Below are 18859 nucleotides of genomic sequence, written 5' to 3'. Positions count from 1 at the left end.
GCGAGTTAAAACCGCTGGTGCAAGGGGTTCGATTTGCGTATCACTCCGCCGCGCCAACGGAACCATGCAGATGTTTGAAAACCTTCAGCCGGCTGCCGCCGACAAGATCCTTGCCCTGATCGGCCTCTATCGTGCCGATCCTCGACCCGACAAGGTCGACCTCGGTGTCGGCGTCTACAAGGATCGCGACGGCAAGACGCCGGTCATGCGGGCCGTGCGCGAGGCGGAGAAGCGGCTGCTGCAGGGTCAGGACACCAAGACTTATCTCGGCCTCGCCGGCGACACCGGGTTCAATACCGTGATGGCCAGGCTCGCCTTCGGTGCGGACGCAGACATGACGCGGATCCGTGCCGCGCAGGCGCCGGGCGGCTCCGGCGCGTTGCGGCTGGTGGCCGAGCTTTTGAAGCGAACCCGCGCCGATGCGACGGTCTGGTTGTCCGATCCCACCTGGCCGAACCACATGCCAGTGATGCGCGCCGCCGGGCTGCAAATCCGTGAATATCCCTATTTCGACGCGACATCGGGCGCCGTTCGCTTCGACGACATGCTGGCAGCACTGCGCACGGCGAAGGGCGGCGACGTGGTGCTGCTGCATGGCTGCTGCCACAACCCGACCGGCGCCAATCTGGACATCGCGCAGTGGGCCGCTGTCACCGATCTCGTCGTCGAGCGCGGCCTGCTGCCGTTTGTCGACATTGCCTATCAGGGCTTTGGCGATGGCCTCGAGGCCGATGCCGGCGGACTGCGGCTGCTGGCCGAAAAAGTTCCGGAAATGGTCGTCGCGTCCAGCTGCTCGAAGAACTTCGCCGTCTACCGCGACCGTGTCGGCGCGGCGATGATCCTGGCCAGGGACAGCGCGCAGGCCGACGTGGCGCTGGGCCAGATGCTGTCGGCGGCTCGTGCCATGTATTCGATGCCGCCGGACCACGGCGCAGCGGCAGTGCGCATCGTGCTCGAGGACGCGGTCTTGCGCGCGGACTGGGAAGCCGAGCTCGAGGAGATGCGCCTGCGCATGCTCAGGCTTCGGGTGCAATTCGCTGAGGCGCTGCGCCGGCAGTCCAATTCCGACCGCTTCGATTTCGTCGCCAGCCATCGCGGCATGTTTTCCCGGCTTGGGCTCACGGAAGCGCAGGTCGAACGGCTGCGCGCGGAATATGGCGTCTACATGGTCGGCGACAGCCGCATCAATGTCGCCGGCCTGCCGGAAGACGGCATGGACAAGCTCGCCAAGGCGATCGTTTCCGTGCTCGACTGACTGGACTTGTCCGGCGCAGTTGTGGACAAGCCCGCTTCGCCCGCCGACAGCATTGGCCGCGCGGCGGACCGCGCGATAGCATCCGCCGCATGAAGCCATCGAAAGACATTTCGCGCCTGATCGAAATCATGGCGGCGCTGCGTGCGCCAAAGACCGGCTGTCCCTGGGATATCGAACAGGATTTCTCGACCATCGCGCCTTACACGATCGAGGAGGCCTATGAGGTGGCCGACGCCATCGCGCGCGGCGATCTCGACGATCTGCGCGACGAACTCGGCGATCTCCTTTTGCAGGTCGTGTACCACGCGCGGATGGCTGAGGAAGCCGGCGAGTTCGCTTTCGGCGACGTGGTCCAGGCCATCACCACGAAGATGATCCGCCGCCATCCACACGTCTTCGGCGACGAACAGGCCCGCAGTGCCGGCATGGCCAAGGGCATGTGGGAGAAGATCAAGGCACAAGAGAAGACCGAGAAGCGTAGCGCCCGTCTCGCGCGCGGACTCGACCCGGAAGACAACGGCAAGGGGTTTCTGGACAGCGTGCCGGTCGCCCTGCCCGCACTGACGCGGGCATTGAAGCTTCAGGAGAAGGCCGCCCGCGTCGGTTTCGACTGGAGCGAGGCAGCCCCCATCCTCGACAAGATCGAGGAAGAGATCCGCGAATTGCGCGAGGCGCTGGCCAAAGGCCAAACCGCGGAGATCAAGGATGAATTCGGCGATATGCTGTTTGCCGTCGTGAATCTCGGCCGTCACCTGAAGCTCGATTCGGAAGCAGCGCTAAGCGGCACCAACGAGAAATTCCGTTCGCGCTTCCACTATGTCGAGCAGGCCCTGGAGAAATCCGGCAGCTCGCTGGAAAAGGCTGATCTGGACGAAATGGAAGCGCTCTGGCAGGAAGCAAAAGGCACGAAGTAGAGCTCTTCGTCATCACGCAGCCTCGGGCGGAATAACGCCCAGCGTTTTTCCTGGAATCCCTTCAGCCGTTGTTCTTGCGACGCAATCTGCTTTCGATCTCTTCGCGGGCACTTTGCGTGGCCTTGAGGGAGATGGTGGCGCTGCCGTCGTCATTGTCGGTTCGCGAAACGACATCGCCATTGCGGTAAAGCCAGTCGACAAGGCCGAACTGCGCCGGCCCGATCGTCACCGTCAGATCTTCAAGCTCGCCGGACATGCGTGTCTCGATGATCGCGTTCAGCGCGTCGATGCCTTCGCCCGTGACAGCCGATATGGCGACGGGAGGCGCCTTGGCATCCGTACTCTCGGCAAGCAGCCGTGCGCGATTGCCTTCATCGAGCAGGTCGACCTTGTTCCAGACTTCGATGACCCGCTTGGTATCGCCGGCGTCGACGCCGAGATCGGCCAGGATGCGCTCGACGTCCTCGGCCTGGGCGGATGTGTCAGGATCGGAGATGTCGCGCAAATGGATGATGAGATCCGCCTCGACCACCTCTTCAAGCGTGGCGCGGAAAGCCGCGATGAGATGCGTCGGCAGGTCCGAGATGAAGCCGACCGTGTCCGAGAGGATGATCGGCGTGCCGTGCGGCAGCCGCACGCGGCGCAGCGTCGGATCGAGCGTGGCGAACAGCATGTCCTGCGCCAGCACCCCTGCCCCGGTCAGCTTGTTGAACAGCGTCGATTTTCCGGCATTGGTGTAGCCGACGATGGCCACCACCGGAAACGGCACCTTCTTGCGCTTGGCACGATGCAGGTCGCGGGTGCGGCGCACCGTCTCCAACTCGTGCTTCAGCTTGACGATCTTGTCCTGCAGGACGCGCCGGTCCGATTCGATCTGGGTTTCGCCGGGGCCGCCGAGGAAGCCGGCGCCGCCGCGCTGGCGCTCGAGGTGGGTCCAGCTGCGCACCAGCCGGCCCTTCTGGTAGTTGAGATGGGCAAGCTCGACCTGCAGCGTGCCTTCCTTGGTGCGGGCGCGCTCGCCGAAGATCTCGAGGATCAGCCCGGTGCGGTCCAGCACCTTGGCGTTGAATTCCTTCTCGAGGTTGCGCTGCTGCACCGGCGTCAGCGGATGATCGACGATGACCACCTCCGCATGCCCTTCCTTGACGATCTCCGCCAACTCCTCGACCTTGCCGCTGCCGAGCAAGGTCGCCGGACGTGGATCGTTGACGGTAACCACGGCCGTGTGGATCAGATCGAGATCGATGGCGCGGGCAAGACCGACCGCCTCGTCGTGACGGGCCTCGGCTGAGCGCGTCAGCCGCGGACGGTTGGTGTCGTCCTCGCCGCGCGGCTGGCGGGTAAGCACCGGCACGATGACAACTGCCCGGGTCGGACCCTCGGCCTCCGTCCCCGGCTGATGTGCTGATTTTCCGCGAACGCTGCGGTCCGGGTCCTTCTCACGTGCCAATCAGGCGCCCTGGCTTTCCTCGCCATCGAACATCTGAACCGGCTGGCTCGGCATGATCGTGGAAATGGCGTGCTTGTAGACGAGCTGGGAGTGGCCGTCGCGGCGCAGCAGGACGCAGAAATTGTCGAATGAAGTGACGACGCCGGTCAGCTTCACGCCGTTGATGAGAAAGATGGTGAGCGGGTTCTTGCTCTTGCGAACAGAGTTCAGGAACAGGTCCTGAAGGTTTTGCGATCGTTCCGCCATTGTTCTTGTCTTTCGCCGATCCCCTTCGGTTTGCAGGCCAATGCGCCAAATTAACCAGCACATGTCAAGCGCGCAAACACCGTCTTGTCGTCAGTAACGACAAGCAGAACGAGATATATTGATGTTCATTCCACCTGTGCGGTTATCAGGCTGGACTTTTTTCCGCAATGTCAAAAAAGGCTTGCCGCAACGAAAGTGTTATCGAGCCGGGGTGGCCGTTGGCGATCGGGTCGCCGTCTATGGCCACGACCGGCATGGCGATCGTGGTCGCGGAACTGATGAAAGCCTCCCTCGCCGCCTTGGCCTCGGCGACGGAAAAACCGCGTTCCTCGATCTTGAGTCCGAGCTTGGCCGCCACTTCAAACATGGTGGTGCGGGTTATGCCGCGCAGAATACCGTGCTCGGCGGGCCTGGTGACCAGAACGCCGTCCCTGGTGACGATCCAGGCATTCGACGACCCGCCTTCCTTGACGTTGCCGTCCGTATCCACGAACCAGGCTTCCTGCGCGCCAGCTTCCTTGGCCTTCTGCTTGGCCAACACATTGGCTAGCAGGCCGGTGCTCTTGATGTCGACGCGATCCCAGCGATTCTCGGGCACGGTGATGACGGCGATACCGGTCTCGGCCCGCTTGGCTCCAGCAGCGGGATCCAGCTTCCTGGCGGTGATCACCAGCGACGGCCTGGTATCAGCCGAGGGGAAGGCGAAGTCGCGGCTGGCGACGCCGCGTGTGACCTGAACGTAAACCAGGCCGTTGACGACATGGTTGCGATTGACCACTTCGCGCATGATGAGCGGCAGGACGCCTGGGGTGACGGGCCAGCCGATCGACAGCTCGCTCAGCGAACGGTTCAGCCGGGCGAGGTGACGCGGCATGTCCACGATGAAGCCGCGCGCCACTTCGCAGACCTCGTAAACGCCGTCGGCGAACTGGTAGCCACGGTCTTCGATATGCACAGCGGCATCGGCATGAGCGGTGTAGCGCCCGTTCACATAGGCAATACGCGGCATTTGTCACCTCGGGGGATCTGCTTCGGCTTGTTTAAGCGATTCCGCCTCAACAGTGATGGATAATCGCGTGGGCCACTGAAGCAACTCCAGAAAGCGTGTAACGGTTTTCCGGCCGGAACTGCTTGAGCAAGGTATCGAACCGGGCCGGCAATGCATCAAACGCCGAACCGCTCAAGATATCAGTCAGACGCCGAGCGACTTCAGCTTGCGGTGCAGCGCGGAACGCTCCATGCCGATGAACTCGGCCGTTTTCGAGATGTTGCCGCCGAACCGGTTGATCTGGGCGATCAGATAGTCCTTCTCGAATTGTTCGCGCGCCTCGCGCAGCGGCAGCGCCATGATGTGCTGGTCCGACTGGTTGGGCGTGCGAGGCATGACATCGCCGATTTCGGACGGCAACAGGTCGGCGGTGATCGGCGCATCGACATTGTCGCCGCGCGCCAGGATCATCAGCCGTTCGACATTGTTGCGCAATTGGCGAACATTGCCTGGCCAATTGTGCGCCTGCAGCACCGCCATGGCGTCATCGCCGATGCGGCGCGGCTTGATGCCGGCCTGACGGGCGATCTGCTTCATGAAATTGTCAACGAGATAAGGAATGTCCTCGCGCCGCTCGGCAAGTCCCGGCACCGTCACCGGTACCACCGCAAGGCGATGATAAAGATCCTCGCGGAAACGGCCATCGGCGATCATCGCCTCCAGGTTCTGCGACGTCGAGGAGATGATGCGGACATCGACCTTGACCCGTTTGGTGCCGCCGACGCGCTCGAACTGCTGTTCGACCAGCACACGCAGGATCTTGTTCTGCGTCTCGCGCGGCATGTCAGCCACCTCATCGATGTAGAGGATGCCGCGATGGGCTTCCTCCAGGGCGCCGACCTTGCGCTCGACACCGTTCGATTCGGTGCCGAACAGTTCGATCTCCATGCGTTCGGGCGTGATGTTGGCGGCGCTCAGCGTCACGAAAGGCGCGCTCTTGCGTGCCGACAGCGTGTGGATGGCGCGCGCGGCCAGCTCCTTGCCAGATCCGGAGGGCCCAATGATCATGACGCGGCTGTTGGTCGGCGCGACGCGCTCGATGGTCTGGCGCAACTGGCTCATCGCCGACGACATGCCGATCAGGTCGAAGGTCTCGCCGCTGCGCAGCTTGAGATCGGAAACCTCGCGCCTCAGCTTGGAGGTTTCCAGCGCACGCTCGGCAATCAGAATCAGCCTGTCCGCCTTGAAGGGCTTCTCGATGAAGTCATAGGCGCCGCGTCTGATGGCGGAGACCGCGGTCTCGATGTTGCCATGGCCCGAAATCATTACCACCGGCAGGTTGGGGTGCATGGTCTTGATCTCGTCCAGCAAAGCCAGGCCGTCCAGGCGCGAACCCTGCAACCAGATGTCGAGGAAAATCAGCCGCGGCGCTCGGTCGGCGATGGCCGCCAGCGCGGTGTCGGCATCGGATGCCGTGCGGGTTTCGTGACCTTCGTCGCTCAGTATGCCTGCGACGAGTTCACGGATGTCTTCCTCGTCATCGACGATCAGAATATCAGACGCCATTACCGACCTTTTCAGTTTCTCTTTCGTGTTCCGTCCTGCTTTCGCCGCGCGCTGGCGCCACGGCCGCAGGTGGCAGGATGATGCTGATCATCGCGCCGCGCCCGCCATGGAAATCCGCAGGCGCATCGTGGAGCTCCAGCCTGCCGCCATGGTCCTCCACGATCTTCTTGACGATGGCGAGACCGAGGCCCGTGCCCTTCTCACGCGTGGTCATGTAGGGCTCCAACAGCCGCTGACGATTCTCCCGCGGCAGGCCTTTGCCATTGTCGATGACGTCGATGCGAATCGCGCCATTCTGACGTCCGGCTTGAATCCGGATTATGCCGTGCGAACCGTCCTTCTGTTCCAGCCCGTCGATCGCTTCGGCAGCGTTCTTGATCACGTTGCCGAAAGCCTGCGCCAACAAGCGGCTGTCGAAAGTACCCTTGAGCGGTTCGTTGCCGAATATGCGCTCGAACGTGATGTCGGAACGGCTCACCTCGACCAGGAAGGAGGCCTCGCGCAGGGATTCACGCAGGTCTATGGACTTCATCTCGGGCTTCGGCATGCGCGCGAAAGCGGAGAATTCGTCGACCATGCGACCAATATCCTCGACCTGCCGGATGATGGTGTCGGTGCACTGGTCGAACACCTCGCGGTCCTCGGTGATGACCTTGCCGTAGCGGCGCTTGATGCGCTCGGCTGAAAGCTGGATCGGCGTCAGCGGGTTTTTGATCTCATGGGCGATGCGGCGCGCCACATCGGCCCAGGCAGAGGAGCGCTGCGCCTGGACCAGATCGGTGATGTCATCGACCGTCACGACGTAGGATTTCTCCTCCGTGCCGTTATCGCCGGCCTCGATGGTGATCTGCACGTTGAAAGTCCGCTCCGTGCCGGCGCGGAAAAACGTCACCTGCTCGCGATAGACGGGCTTGCCCGATTGGCGGCCGATCTCGAAGACGCGGCCGACATGCGGCAGAATGGCGGAAAGGTTCTGCCCGAGCGCCGCACTGGCCGAAATGGCCAGCATGGACTCGGCCGAGCGGTTCACGATGGTGACGATGCCATAAGGATCGACGCCGATGACGCCGGCGGTGACACCGGCCAGCACCGCTTCCGAAAAGCGCCGTCGCTCGTCGATCAGATCCTTGGCCGACAGGATCTCGTTGCGCTGCGATTTCAATTCCTGCAGCATCTTGTTGAAAGTATTGCCGAGCGAGGCAACGTCGCCGTCGGACGGGCGCACCGGCACGGCGACGTCGAGATTGCCGGTCGCGACCTCGTCGGCAGCGCCGATGAGCTGACGAATCGGCCGCACCAGCCGGTCGGCCACGGCAATGCCGGTCCAGATTGCCGACAGGATGATAATCAAAGTCAACGACAGATAAGGCAACGCGAAAGCCACCTGCGAAGTGCGCCTGTTGTCTTCGAGATTGCGATATTCGTCGGTGTTCGATCTGACGATCTGGCGCGCCTTTATCACCTCGGGATCGACCAGCCGGATCGTGTAGAGGTAGAGCCCCTCGATCTCACGCAGCTTGACGATGGCGCCCATGATGTTGCGCGTGCGCGGCTCGATCAGAACCGGCTTGCCGTCGGTGGCGCTGGCGACCGCTCCCTCCGGCGGTTCCGGCATGGCGAAGTCGGCATCGGTCTTGGCGCTCATCACGAAGGAGCCGTCGGGCTTGATCAGCGCGGCATGCGCCAGCGAGCGGCCCACCGCCTCCTTGCTCATCAGATCGAGGAAGCCAGTTCGGTCGAGGCCGTAAAGCGTGCGCGACGCGTCGAGGTCATAGGCCATCGACAGCGTCGTGCCCTGCAGGTTGCGCGCGTTTTCCTGCACATAGGCATCGGCGATGGAAAGCGACGAATTGACGATCGTCTTGGTGCGAATCTCGAACCAGCGGTCGAGACCGATATCGAGCGTGATCGACGCAATGATCGCCACCATGATGGCGGGGATGGCGGCGACGAGCGCGAACATGGCCACGATGCGCACATGCAGCCGCGAGGCTGCCTTGCCATGCCGGCGCGCCATGACGATGCGATGCACCTCCCGGCCGATCAGTGCGATCAGCAACAGGACGAAGATGGCGTTGAGCGCGATCAACGCCCAGGTTGTCCTGGCGTCGGGCGCAATCGGCGTCGCGCCGACCAGGATCGCGAACGAAATGGCCGCCATGACCAGCGCACCGACGACCGCCACCACGCCGGGCAGCGCCAGCAGCCGGCGCCCGTCACGCGTGCCGGGGTCGTTGAAAAGCGGTTCGTTCGGTGTCGGAGCCTGCGAAGCCATGTCGCCGTCTAGAGCCAGTGATTGCGTCGGATCTATGCAACGCATTGTGGCGATTATGCAACAAGTGTGGCCTGGACGGAAATCTTTCGCGGACAGTCCCCCGGAAAAAGCGCTTCGGCTCTATCCCGGCTCAGGCCTGGCGTGACGATTTGTAGACGTTGACGCCGAGTTCGCGAATCTTCTTGCGCAGCGTGTTGCGGTTCAGCCCCAGCAGTTCCGCGGCTTTGATCTGGTTGCCGCGCGTCGCGGTCATCGAGGCCAGCACCAGCGGATATTCGACCTCCGAGAGAATGCGCTGGTAGAGGCCGGCAGGCGGCAATTCGCCGGCAAACGAGGTGAAATAGCGCTGCAGGAAATGCTCGACCGCCTGGCCGATGGACAGGTCGTCGGGAATGAGGTTGCCGCCGCCCGGCACCACGGGACGCTCGCCGGTCTTGAGTTCCGCCTCGATGATCTCGGAGGAAATCTCGTCCTGTGAATAGAGCGCGGCGAGCCTGCGGACCAGGTTTTCCAGTTCGCGCACATTGCCCGGCCAGGGATAGCGCTTCATCAATTCGATGCCGCCCGACGAGATACGCTTGGTCTGGAGACCCTCCATCTCGCCGAGCTTGAAGAAGTGCCGGACGAGGTCCGGCACGTCCTCGGAGCGCTCGCGCAGTGCCGGCAGCCTGAGGGGCACGACATTGAGGCGATAGAAAAGATCCTCGCGGAAGAGCCCCTGGTTGATCAGCGTGCGCAAATCCTTGTTGGTGGCGGCGACGATGCGCACGTCGGTCTTGATCGGCGTGCGGCCGCCGACCGTCGTGTATTCGCCTTGCTGGAGGACGCGCAGCAGGCGCGTCTGCGCTTCCATCGGCATGTCGCCGATCTCGTCAAGGAACAGCGTACCACCTTCGGCCTGTTCGAAGCGGCCGGTTGAGCGGTTCTGCGCACCGGTGAAGGCGCCCTTCTCATGGCCGAACAGTTCCGATTCGATCAGGTCGCGCGGGATAGCCGCCATGTTGATGGCAACGAAAGGGCCGCCACGGCGGCGTCCATATTCGTGCAGCGCACGCGCCACCAGCTCCTTGCCGGTGCCCGATTCGCCCGAAATCATCACCGTCAGGTCGGTCTGCATCATGCGCGCCAGCATGCGATAGATGTCCTGCATGGCGGCCGAGCGGCCGACCAGCGGCATGGTCTCGGGCTGCTCTTCCGGCCGCGCGTCGATCTTGGGGCGCCGAGGCTCCGACAGCGCCCGGTTGACGATGTTGAGGAGCTCGGTGAGGTCGAACGGCTTCGGCAGATATTCGTAGGCGCCGGTCTCGGAGGCACGGATCGCCGTCATGAACGTATTCTGGGCGCTCATGACGATGACGGGCAGCTCCGGCCGTGCTTTCTTGATGCGCGGCAGCATGTCGAATGCGTTCTCGTCCGGCATCACCACGTCGGTGATGACGAGATCTCCCTCGCCCGCCGCCACCCAGCGCCACAGCGTCGAGGCATTGGAGGTCACGCGCACCTCATGGCCAACACGCGAAAGGGCCTGGTTGAGGACCGTACGGATCGCCGCATCGTCGTCGGCGACGAGAATATTGCCGCGAACGGTCATTTGCGGTCTCCTTCAGCGTCTTCATCGGCACCGAGCGCCGTTTCCTTCCAGGCCGGCATCAGGATGCGGAACATTGTCGCGCGCGGCGTCGATTCGCATTCGATGATGCCGCCATGCTCACCGACGATCTTGGCCACCAGCGCGAGGCCCAGTCCCGAGCCGTTCGGCTTGGTGGTGATGAAGGGATCGAACAGGATCGGCAGGATATCCTCCGAGACGCCGGAACCGTTGTCGCGCACGCAGAACTCGAGCGGCAGCGACACGCGATCCTGAGTGCCTGGAACCGAAACGCGAATGCCCGGCCGGAAGGCCGTCGACAGGACGATTTCACCTTGGGGATCGCCGCCGATCGCCTCGGCGGCGTTCTTGACCAGGTTGAGGAACACCTGGATGAGCTGGTCGCGGTTGGCGAAAACCGGAGGCAATGAAGGATCATAATCCTCCAATATCTTGATTTTCCTAGCAAAACCGTTCTTCGCGATCGCCTTCACATGGTCGAGTACGACATGGATGTTAACGGGGTAGCGGTCAATCGGCCGCTCGTCGGAAAACACCTCCATGCGATCGACCAGCGACACGATGCGATCGGTCTCGTCGGTTATCAGCCGCGTCAGCGCGCGATCCTCGTCGGAAGCGGACAGTTCAAGCAGCTGGGCAGCGCCCCTGATGCCGGAGAGCGGGTTCTTGATCTCGTGAGCCAGCATCGCCGCCAGACCGGTCACCGAGCGCGCCGCGCCGCGGTGCGTCATCTGCCGGTCGATCTTGTCGGCCATCGACCGTTCCTGGAACATCACCACGACGGAGCCTGGAAACTCCGGCACCGGGGCGACATAGAGATCGACCACCTTCTCGATGCCGAGACGCGGAGACGACACGTCGACCCGGTACTCGTTGACGGGGGCCCGGCGCTCGCGCACCTGGTCGACCAGCGTCAGCAACGGGCTGCCGAAGGGAATGAGCTTTGACAGCGTGTTGCGGGCGAGCATCGTCGCGCTCGAGCGGAAGAAGTCCTCCGCATCGGCATTGGCGAAGGTGATGAACCCCTCCGGGCTGATCATGATGACCGGACGGCGGATGGTGTTGAGCACGATCTGGGCGGCATCCGCCATTTCCGGGCCCTGGCCGACGGAGGCGTTCATGCGGCGCTCCGCATGGGTGCTTGCTCGGCGGCCGAAAACACGTCGCGAAGCAAGATAATCGTCCGCGCGGGGTCGAAAGACGTGAGAATGGCCTTGCGCCTTTCGCCGGCAAGGGCGCCGGCATGGCGGTCCAGATACCAGCCGAGGTGCTTGCGCGCCTGGCGCAGGCCGCTTTCGACGCCGTAGAGCGCCAGCATGTCCTCGTAGTGGGCAATGATGTAGTCGGTCAGTTCCGCAGCGCTTTCCGGTAGCCGGGCAAGCTCGCCTGCCGCCGCGGCCGCGATGGTTCCGGCGACCCAGGGCGCGCCGTAGTGGGCGCGGCCCACCATCACCGCATCGGCGCCGGATTGCTCCAGAACAGCGGCTGCTTGCGCAGGCGAAGACACATCGCCATTGGCGACGACCGGGATCGACACGGCAGCCTTGACGCGGGCTATGGCACGCCAATCAGCATTGCCCTGATAGAACTGGCAGCGCGTACGGCCGTGCACCGTCACCATCTTGACGCCCGCCTGCTCGGCACGGCGCGCCAGGTCGGGCGCGTTGAGCGCATTCTCGTCCCAGCCGAGCCGCATCTTCAGCGTCACCGGCACGCCGACCGCTCCCACCACGGCGTCGACCAGCGACAGTGCATGATCGAGGTCCTGCATCAGTGCCGAGCCGGCATAGCCACCGGTCACCTTCTTGGCGGGGCAACCCATATTGATGTCGATGACGTCGGCGCCCTCGCCGGCGGCGATGCGCGCGCCTTCGGCCATGTGTGCCGCCTCGCGGCCGGCAAGCTGCACCATATGGACGGGCAGGCCCGAATGACGTATGCGCAGGTCGCAGCCGGCCCTGCCTCTGGCGAGCTCGCCGCTTGCCACCATTTCGGACACGACCAGGCCGGCGCCATGCGCATGGGCGCGTTGGCGGAACGGCTCGTCGGTAATTCCCGACATCGGCGCGAGGAACACGCGATTGCGGATACTCACGCCGCCGACGTCGAGAGGTGCGGCCAATTTGGTCAGGTCAGGCATGCACAAAAACCAAGCATGTTCATTTGCTGCACATTCTCTAGCCATATCGGCCGCAATGTGCAACGCGGAATGACGCCACATTACGGCGCAATTGGGAAATGCCGAGCTCGGCTGCAGTCCCGAGCAAAGCGCCGCGCCCTGCACGGACACGCAATGGACGTTTTGGGGCTTCATGTGGCCTACGATCTCTCCGAAAACCGATTACACTTTTGGGGATCGTGCGCTAAGCCAATCGGCATGACTGACGGAAACGAAAATCAGGCTTTGGAGGCGAACGGCAAGGTCGCGGTGGTTATTGTTGCGGCCGGCCGTGGCGCGCGTGCCGGACAGGCCGATGGCCCGAAGCAATATCAGCAGATCGGCGGTCGCGCCGTCATCGCCCACGTCATCGATATTTTCCTGGCGCATCCGCGTATCGGCCCGCTCGTCGTGGCCATACACGCCGAGGATCACGAACTTTTTCGACATGCCGTGGGTCCACACTCCAATCGCGTCACGGCAATTGCGGGTGGCCCCACCAGGCAAGACTCGGTTCGCCTCGGACTGCAGGCGTTGAGAAGCTACGCACCGGACAAGGTTCTCATCCACGACGCGGCGCGCCCCTTCGTCGACGCGGATCTGATCGACCGTACGATCGCAGCCATCGGCGAGCGCGAGGGCGCGCTCCCGGCGTTGCCCGTCGCCGACACGCTGAAACGCGAATCCACCGCCGGGATGGTCGCCGAAACGGTTTCCCGGAGCGGGCTTCACGCAGCGCAAACGCCGCAGGGTTTCCCATTCCTGGCGATTATGGCCATGCATGAGGAAGCCTATAACAGCGGCAAAACCGACTTTACCGACGACGCCGCGATCGCCGAGTGGATGCAGATGCCGGTCAAACTCGTTCCCGGCTCGCCGGACAACGTCAAACTCACCTGGGCACGGGACATCGCCATGGCGGACCAACGACTTTCCAGCGAGCGCATGCGCTTTCCCGATATCAGAACCGGCAATGGCTACGACGTCCACGCGTTCGAGCCTGGCGACCACGTCACGCTGTGCGGCATCGCCATCCCGCATGACAAGAAACTGTCCGGCCATTCCGATGCCGATGTCGGGCTTCATGCCCTTACCGATGCGCTGCTGGCGACCTGCGGCGCCGGCGATATCGGCACGCATTTCCCACCCTCCGACCCGCAGTGGAAGGGTACTGCCTCCCGGATATTCGTAGAACATGCGGCAAAGCTGGTGCGCGCGCGCGGCGGCCGCATCGCCAATGCCGACATCACGCTGATCTGCGAGGCGCCACGCGTCGGCCCACATCGCGAGGCGATGACGGCTGCCCTGTCGCAGATGCTAGCCATCTCTGCGGACCGCATCTCCATCAAGGCGACAACCAACGAGAAGCTCGGTTTCGTCGGCCGCGAGGAAGGCATTGCGGCGATCGCCACGGCGAGCGTGGTGTTTCCCGGCGAGGTGCCGGAATGAGCAACAGCGAACTGGCAGATGCATTGCTGCAAGCCTGCCAGAAGCGCGGCATTATGCTTGCGACGGCGGAAAGCTGCACCGGCGGCATGATCATCGCCGCGCTGACCGACATCGCCGGCTCTTCCGCCGTGGTCGATCGCGGCTTCATCACCTATTCCAATGAAGCCAAGATGGACATGCTCGGGGTTTCCGCCGCCACGCTGGAGGCTCATGGCGCGGTTTCACGCGAGACAGCGATCGAAATGGCAACCGGCGCGCTGGCGCGCTCCCGCGCCGGGCTCAGCCTCGCCGTTACCGGCATTGCCGGACCGGGCGGTGGCTCGCCGGAAAAACCGGTCGGCCTGGTCTGGTTCGGGATTGGCCTAAGCGGCCAGCCGGTTACGGCCGATCGCGTGCTGTTCGCCGATGAAGGCCGTGCTTTCATTCGCCAGGAGACCGCCAGCCATGCACTCAAGCTGGGATTGCAGGCGCTTGGGCATGCTCACGCCGGTTTTGCACCGTAGATGACATCAGCACGCTTTTCGAAGGCTTCGGAGAACATGCGGAAGGCACGGTCGAACATCGTGCCCATCAGGGCGCCGAGGATGCGGCTTTTGAACTCGTAGTCGATGAAGAAGCAGACGGCACAGCCGCCGTCGGCAGGGTCGAATCGCCAGACATTGGTCAGATATTTGAACGGACCGTCGATGTATTTGACGTCGATCGCACGCTCGTCGGGCTTCAGCAGCACCTGCGTCGTGAAGGTCTCGCGGATCGCCTTGTAGCCGATGCTCATATCGGCGACGAGGATAGTGCGCCCGTCACGCTCCTTGCGCGAGCGCACCGTCAGTGCCTCGCAAAGCGGCAGGAATTGCGGATAAGCTTCGATGTCGGCGACCAGGGCGAACATCTGTTCCGGCGTGTGGGAAACGCGGCGGGTGGCTTCGAATTTCGGCATGAACCCGGCTCTAAAGCGCGTCGCGTCGACACAGACTCATGCGACGCACCTTAGAGTCTTTGTTTTCGTGCATGCCGTTCTCCCAAAACCCGAAGTCACTTTGGGCGACATGCATCAGAGCGATTTCTCGAGCTGCGCTTGGCGCGCGGCGCGCAGCTTGGCGAAATCGTCGCCGGCGTGGTGCGAGGAGCGGGTCAGCGGGCTCGACGCCACCAGCAGGAAGCCCTTGGTCCGGCCGATCGTCTCGAAGGACTTGAACTCCTCCGGGGTGACGAAGCGGATCACCGGGTGGTGCTTTTTCGATGGCTGCAGATACTGGCCTATGGTCATGAAGTCGACATTGGCCGAACGCAGATCGTCCATAAGCTGCAGGATTTCGTTCCGCTCCTCGCCCAGTCCAACCATGATGCCGGACTTGGTAAAGATCGAAGGGTCGAGCTCCTTGACCCGCTGCAAAAGCCTGATCGAATGGAAATAGCGGGCGCCTGGCCGGACCGTCAGGTAGTTCGACGGCACCGTTTCGAGATTGTGGTTGAAGACATCGGGCTTTGCCGCAACCACGACCTCCAGTGCGCCGTCCTTGCGCAGGAAGTCGGGCGTCAGGATCTCGATCGTGGTTGAAGGCGTCGCCGACCGGATCGCACGGATGACCTCGGCGAAATGCTGCGCGCCGCCATCGGCGAGATCGTCGCGATCGACAGAGGTGATGACGACGTGGCTGAGGCCCATCTGCTTGACCGCGTGGGCGACCCGTGCCGGCTCCTCCGGGTCGAGCGCGGTCGGGATGCCGGTGGCGACGTTGCAGAAGGCGCAGGCACGTGTGCAGATCTCGCCCATGATCATGAAGGTGGCGTGCTTCTTGTCCCAGCACTCGCCGATGTTCGGGCAGCCGGCCTCCTCGCAGACCGTCACCAGCTTGTGCGATTTCACGATCTCGCGGGTTTCGGCATAGCCTTTCGACACAGGCGCCTTGACGCGGATCCAGTCAGGCTTGCGCAGCACGTCCTGGTCGGGCTTGTGCGCCTTCTCCGGATGCCGCAGCCGCGGCGCATTGGCGATCGTGTCGAGGACGGTGACCATCGGAACCCTGGTTTTCTTTGCGATCGCCGCCGGCGATCGTCACTTACACGTCATCTAGGACTTTTCAGCACAAAGAAAAAGGCTGCGGCGGTACATGCCGCCACAACCGTTTTCGCATGGCGGAAACGATACCGACTAACGGCGCACCAGACGCCCGGCCCAGATCAGCAGGCAGGCGCCGATGAAACCGGTGATCAGGTAGGCGGTCCAGCCGACGCCAAACACGCCGATGTTCAAGGCACGCAAGATCGCGTTCAGCACCACTGCGCCGGCAATGCCCAAGATGATGTTCATCAAGACGCCGGTGTTGCTCTTCATGACCATTTCGGCAAACCAGCCCGCCAGGCCGCCGATGATGATGGCTGCGATCCAGCCCACGCCATTCACGTCCATATGCCTTCTCCTTGCTTGAGAAAAAACGCATCCGGAACCGAACTAACTTGCCGTCGAGCTCCTGCGGCTTTCGCATCTGAGTCTCGTGCGGCCAATCTATCATGCGTTCAACGCACGGCCATAGGCGTCGAGTACGCTTTCCTTCATCATCTCCGACAGCGTCGGGTGCGGGAAGATCGTGTGCATCAGTTCTTCCTCGGTCGTCTCGAGGTTCATCGCAACGACAAAACCCTGGATCAGTTCGGTCACTTCGGCGCCCACCATGTGGGCGCCAAGCAGTTGGCCGGTGTTCTTGTCGAAGATGGTCTTGATGAAGCCCTGGTCCTCGCCGAGCGCGATGGCCTTGCCATTGGCGGCGAACTGGAAGCGGCCGACCCTGACATCCTTGCCCTCGGCCTTGGCTTTCGCTTCTGTCAGGCCGACCGAAGCGACCTGCGGATTGCAATAGGTGCAGCCAGGGATCTTCAGCTTGTCGGTGGCGTGCACGCCGGGGAAATTGGCGATCTTCTCGACGCAGACGACGCCTTCATGCTCGGCCTTGTGGGCGAGCATCGGCGGGCCGGCGACATCGCCGATGGCGTAGATGCCGGACACATTGGTCTTACCGTAGTCGTCAACGACGACGCAGCCGCGCTCCGTCTTCACGCCAAGCGTCTCCAGGCCGAGGCCCTCGATATTGCCTTGCACGCCGACGGCCGAGATCATGCGATCGGCCGTGATCTTCTCCACCTTGCCGTCCTTCATCTCGACATGCGCGGTCATCGAATTGGCGCCTTTCTCGACCTTGGTTACCTTGGCTTCGAGAATGATTTTCATGCCCTGCTTCTCGAACTGCTTCTGGGCGAATTTCGACACCTCGGCGTCCTCGACCGGCATCACGGCCGGCAGCAGTTCGACGACGGTCACGTCGGCGCCCATGGTGCGGTAGAACGAGGCGAATTCGATGCCGATGGCGCCCGAACCCATCACCAGCAGCGACTTCGGCATTTCCTTGGGCACCATGGCCTCGAAATAGGTCCAGATCAGCTTGCCGTCCGGCTCGATGCCCGGCAGCGCCCGCGGCCGGGCGCCGGTCGCCAGTATGATGTGCTTGGCGGTGTAGGTGCCCTCGCCCTTGACGCCTTTCGGCACAGGCGGCTGCGGCTCCATCGGCTTCTTGGCCGTCTTGGAGACGACGATCTCGCCCGGTTTTGTCAGCTTGGCCTCGCCCCAGATGACGTCGACCTTGTTCTTCTTCATCAGGAAGGCGACGCCGCCATTGAGCCGCAGCGAAACCTTGCGCGAGCGGTCGACGACGGCCGACGTGTCGACGCTGACCTTGCCGTCGAGCTTCAGTCCATAGTCCTTCAGATGATCCGAATAATGCATGATCTCGGCCGAACGCAGCAACGCCTTGGTCGGAATGCAGCCCCAGTTCAGGCAAATGCCGCCGAGATGCTCGCGCTCGACGATCGCCGTCTTGAAACCGAGCTGCGCGGAACGCACTGCCGTGACATAGCCGCCGGGACCGGAGCCGATGATGATGACGTCGTAGTTCTCAGCCACGGTTTTCTCCTTCAATCACAATTCCAGCATGACGCGCATGAGCGGCGTCAACGCCTCGCCGATGTTTCGCGTATTTTCGGCATCGAGATGGACGCCGTCGAGCGGCGTGGTCTTGGCCACCGTGCCGGCATCGAAGAAGCCGCAGCCAGCCTCATCGGCAAGCGTGGAATATTGCGGCGCAAGCTCTTTGGAGGCATCGTCGCCGCCGGCAAACATCGCCTTGAACTCGGCATCTTCGGTGCGACTGACGAGAGGCGGCGAGACGATGAGGATCTGCGGCGGCGGCCAGTCGAACGGATAGTCGTGGCCGCGCACGATGTCGATCAGGCGCTGGATGCCTTGTTTGGCCGCAACGGGATTGCCGTGGATCCAGGGCTTCATGTCGTTGGCGCCGAGCATGATGACGATGACGTCGATCGGCGCATGCGTGGTCAGCACCGTCGGCAGCGTTCTTGCGCCATTGCGGTCGGCGCCTGCCAGGTGATCGTCGAACGCCGTTGTGCGGCCATTCAGCCCCTCGGCAATGACATGCACGCCGTCACCTAGTCCGGTCTGCAGCACGCTTGGCCAGCGATCCTCGAGCGCATGACGGCCACCCTCGGCATTGTAGCCCCAGGTCAGTGAGTCGCCGTAGCAAAGAACCGTCTTCATCTTGCTCAACCCGCCCTTGCGAGGGAGTATTCTTCCTCGGCGTTGGTGACGACGGCGAATTCCTGCGCCTCCAAGCCGCCGGCGAAGAGGCCGGTGAAGAATTTCCGCACCGCCTTGTTCTTCCTACACCAGCATGCCCATCGGGTTCTCGATCAGCTTCTTGAAGGCGACCAGCAGTTCGGCACCGAGTGCTCCGTCCACGGCGCGATGGTCGGTCGACAGCGTCACCGACATCACGGTGGCGATTCTGATCTCGCCGTTCTTGGCCACCGCCCGCTCCTCGCCGGCGCCCACCGCCAGGATCGTCGCATGCGGCGGGTTGATGACGGCGGCGAAATCCTTG

At 63.0% G+C, this 18859-nt stretch carries 18 protein-coding genes; 4 read left to right on the top strand and 14 right to left on the bottom strand.

Annotated features, from left to right (window positions below; genetic code table 11):
- Window positions 1–70: 70 nt before the first annotated feature.
- Entirely contained in the window at window positions 71–1255 is a 1185-nt protein-coding gene (locus FJ949_RS20425; protein ID WP_140498574.1) for an amino acid aminotransferase, read from the top strand.
- 89 nt (window positions 1256–1344) lie between these two features.
- Window positions 1345–2169, top strand: a complete 825-nt coding sequence (mazG, locus tag FJ949_RS20420) for a nucleoside triphosphate pyrophosphohydrolase (protein WP_140498573.1) — start codon at window positions 1345–1347, stop codon at window positions 2167–2169.
- Between the two features lie 61 nt (window positions 2170–2230).
- Here mazG and hflX read toward each other — a convergent pair whose 3' ends face one another.
- The 8 genes from hflX to dusB form a co-directional block, all read right to left on the bottom strand.
- On the bottom strand, window positions 2231–3619 hold the full coding sequence (gene hflX, locus FJ949_RS20415) for a GTPase HflX (protein WP_140498572.1): 1389 nt from the start codon (window positions 3617–3619) through the stop codon (window positions 2231–2233).
- The gene (hfq, locus tag FJ949_RS20410; protein ID WP_006202172.1) at window positions 3620–3865 is read right to left on the bottom strand and encodes an RNA chaperone Hfq; all 246 of its coding nucleotides are present in this window, start codon (window positions 3863–3865) and stop codon (window positions 3620–3622) included.
- A gap of 145 nt (window positions 3866–4010) precedes the next feature.
- Window positions 4011–4874, bottom strand: a complete 864-nt coding sequence (locus tag FJ949_RS20405; RefSeq protein WP_140498570.1) for a D-amino-acid transaminase — start codon at window positions 4872–4874, stop codon at window positions 4011–4013.
- A gap of 183 nt (window positions 4875–5057) precedes the next feature.
- Window positions 5058–6419 carry a sigma-54 dependent transcriptional regulator gene (locus FJ949_RS20400; protein ID WP_140498569.1) on the bottom strand — a complete coding sequence of 454 codons (1362 nt, stop codon included), beginning with the start codon at window positions 6417–6419 and terminating at the stop codon, window positions 5058–5060.
- Window positions 6409–8694: a PAS domain-containing sensor histidine kinase gene (locus tag FJ949_RS20395; protein ID WP_181169983.1), complete on the bottom strand. Its 2286-nt coding sequence runs from the start codon at window positions 8692–8694 to the stop codon at window positions 6409–6411. The genes FJ949_RS20400 and FJ949_RS20395 overlap by 11 nt, the downstream gene beginning before the upstream one ends.
- A gap of 130 nt (window positions 8695–8824) precedes the next feature.
- On the bottom strand, window positions 8825–10285 hold the full coding sequence (gene ntrC, locus FJ949_RS20390) for a nitrogen regulation protein NR(I) (RefSeq protein ID WP_140498568.1): 1461 nt from the start codon (window positions 10283–10285) through the stop codon (window positions 8825–8827).
- Window positions 10282–11424 carry a nitrogen regulation protein NR(II) gene (locus tag FJ949_RS20385; protein ID WP_140498567.1) on the bottom strand — a complete coding sequence of 381 codons (1143 nt, stop codon included), beginning with the start codon at window positions 11422–11424 and terminating at the stop codon, window positions 10282–10284. The genes ntrC and FJ949_RS20385 overlap by 4 nt, the downstream gene beginning before the upstream one ends.
- Window positions 11421–12443 carry a tRNA dihydrouridine synthase DusB gene (gene dusB, locus FJ949_RS20380; protein ID WP_140498566.1) on the bottom strand — a complete coding sequence of 341 codons (1023 nt, stop codon included), beginning with the start codon at window positions 12441–12443 and terminating at the stop codon, window positions 11421–11423. Before dusB ends, FJ949_RS20385 begins: the two co-directional genes overlap by 4 nt.
- Window positions 12444–12680: 237 nt before the next feature.
- Here dusB and FJ949_RS20375 point away from each other — a divergent pair, with 237 nt between their 5' ends.
- Complete coding sequence (locus tag FJ949_RS20375) at window positions 12681–13910, top strand: bifunctional 2-C-methyl-D-erythritol 4-phosphate cytidylyltransferase/2-C-methyl-D-erythritol 2,4-cyclodiphosphate synthase (RefSeq protein ID WP_140498565.1); 1230 nt, start codon at window positions 12681–12683, stop codon at window positions 13908–13910.
- Complete coding sequence (locus FJ949_RS20370) at window positions 13907–14413, top strand: CinA family protein (RefSeq protein WP_140498564.1); 507 nt, start codon at window positions 13907–13909, stop codon at window positions 14411–14413. The genes FJ949_RS20375 and FJ949_RS20370 overlap by 4 nt, the downstream gene beginning before the upstream one ends.
- Here the strand turns inward: FJ949_RS20370 and FJ949_RS20365 are convergent.
- The 6 genes from FJ949_RS20365 to FJ949_RS20340 all read right to left on the bottom strand — a co-directional run.
- A complete protein-coding gene (locus FJ949_RS20365) occupies window positions 14392–14847 on the bottom strand; it encodes a type II toxin-antitoxin system RatA family toxin (RefSeq protein WP_140498563.1) in 456 nt (151 codons plus the stop codon). The two genes, FJ949_RS20370 and FJ949_RS20365, sit on opposite strands and share 22 nt — an antisense overlap.
- Window positions 14848–14961: 114 nt before the next feature.
- Window positions 14962–15927 (bottom strand): lipoyl synthase, encoded by a 966-nt coding sequence (gene lipA / locus FJ949_RS20360; protein ID WP_140498562.1) that lies wholly within the window; start codon window positions 15925–15927, stop codon window positions 14962–14964.
- 135 nt (window positions 15928–16062) lie between these two features.
- A complete protein-coding gene (locus tag FJ949_RS20355) occupies window positions 16063–16320 on the bottom strand; it encodes a GlsB/YeaQ/YmgE family stress response membrane protein (protein WP_140498561.1) in 258 nt (85 codons plus the stop codon).
- Between the two features lie 99 nt (window positions 16321–16419).
- Complete coding sequence (lpdA, locus tag FJ949_RS20350) at window positions 16420–17865, bottom strand: dihydrolipoyl dehydrogenase (protein ID WP_140498560.1); 1446 nt, start codon at window positions 17863–17865, stop codon at window positions 16420–16422.
- 15 nt (window positions 17866–17880) lie between these two features.
- Window positions 17881–18516: an SGNH/GDSL hydrolase family protein gene (locus FJ949_RS20345; protein ID WP_140498559.1), complete on the bottom strand. Its 636-nt coding sequence runs from the start codon at window positions 18514–18516 to the stop codon at window positions 17881–17883.
- Window positions 18517–18639: 123 nt separating this feature from the next.
- Window positions 18640–18859: 2-oxo acid dehydrogenase subunit E2 (locus FJ949_RS20340; protein ID WP_181172128.1), on the bottom strand; the 220-nt coding region annotated here is incomplete at its 5' end.

The organism is Mesorhizobium sp. B2-4-1, assembly GCF_006442185.1.
In the GTDB taxonomy this organism is placed as follows: domain Bacteria; phylum Pseudomonadota; class Alphaproteobacteria; order Rhizobiales; family Rhizobiaceae; genus Mesorhizobium.
Note: the sequence above shows the minus strand (reverse complement) of the source record. Positions and strands in the feature narration are given on the sequence as shown.

Excerpts from the sequence above, each read along its gene's own strand:
- lipA (WP_140498562.1), bottom strand. The coding sequence starts at position 15,927 with ATGGTCACCGTCCTCGACACGATCGCCAATGCGCCGCGGCTGCGGCAT.
- FJ949_RS20345 (WP_140498559.1), bottom strand. The coding sequence starts at position 18,516 with ATGAAGACGGTTCTTTGCTACGGCGACTCACTGACCTGGGGCTACAAT.
- hfq (WP_006202172.1), bottom strand. The coding sequence starts at position 3,865 with ATGGCGGAACGATCGCAAAACCTTCAGGACCTGTTCCTGAACTCTGTT.
- ntrC (WP_140498568.1), bottom strand. The coding sequence starts at position 10,285 with ATGACCGTTCGCGGCAATATTCTCGTCGCCGACGACGATGCGGCGATC.
- mazG (WP_140498573.1), top strand. The coding sequence starts at position 1,345 with ATGAAGCCATCGAAAGACATTTCGCGCCTGATCGAAATCATGGCGGCG.
- FJ949_RS20375 (WP_140498565.1), top strand. The coding sequence starts at position 12,681 with ATGACTGACGGAAACGAAAATCAGGCTTTGGAGGCGAACGGCAAGGTC.
- FJ949_RS20425 (WP_140498574.1), top strand. The coding sequence starts at position 71 with ATGTTTGAAAACCTTCAGCCGGCTGCCGCCGACAAGATCCTTGCCCTG.
- FJ949_RS20385 (WP_140498567.1), bottom strand. The coding sequence starts at position 11,424 with ATGAACGCCTCCGTCGGCCAGGGCCCGGAAATGGCGGATGCCGCCCAG.
- FJ949_RS20405 (WP_140498570.1), bottom strand. The coding sequence starts at position 4,874 with ATGCCGCGTATTGCCTATGTGAACGGGCGCTACACCGCTCATGCCGAT.
- FJ949_RS20370 (WP_140498564.1), top strand. The coding sequence starts at position 13,907 with ATGAGCAACAGCGAACTGGCAGATGCATTGCTGCAAGCCTGCCAGAAG.
- FJ949_RS20365 (WP_140498563.1), bottom strand. The coding sequence starts at position 14,847 with ATGCCGAAATTCGAAGCCACCCGCCGCGTTTCCCACACGCCGGAACAG.
- FJ949_RS20355 (WP_140498561.1), bottom strand. The coding sequence starts at position 16,320 with ATGGACGTGAATGGCGTGGGCTGGATCGCAGCCATCATCATCGGCGGC.
- FJ949_RS20395 (WP_181169983.1), bottom strand. The coding sequence starts at position 8,694 with ATGGCTTCGCAGGCTCCGACACCGAACGAACCGCTTTTCAACGACCCC.
- FJ949_RS20400 (WP_140498569.1), bottom strand. The coding sequence starts at position 6,419 with ATGGCGTCTGATATTCTGATCGTCGATGACGAGGAAGACATCCGTGAA.
- dusB (WP_140498566.1), bottom strand. The coding sequence starts at position 12,443 with ATGCCTGACCTGACCAAATTGGCCGCACCTCTCGACGTCGGCGGCGTG.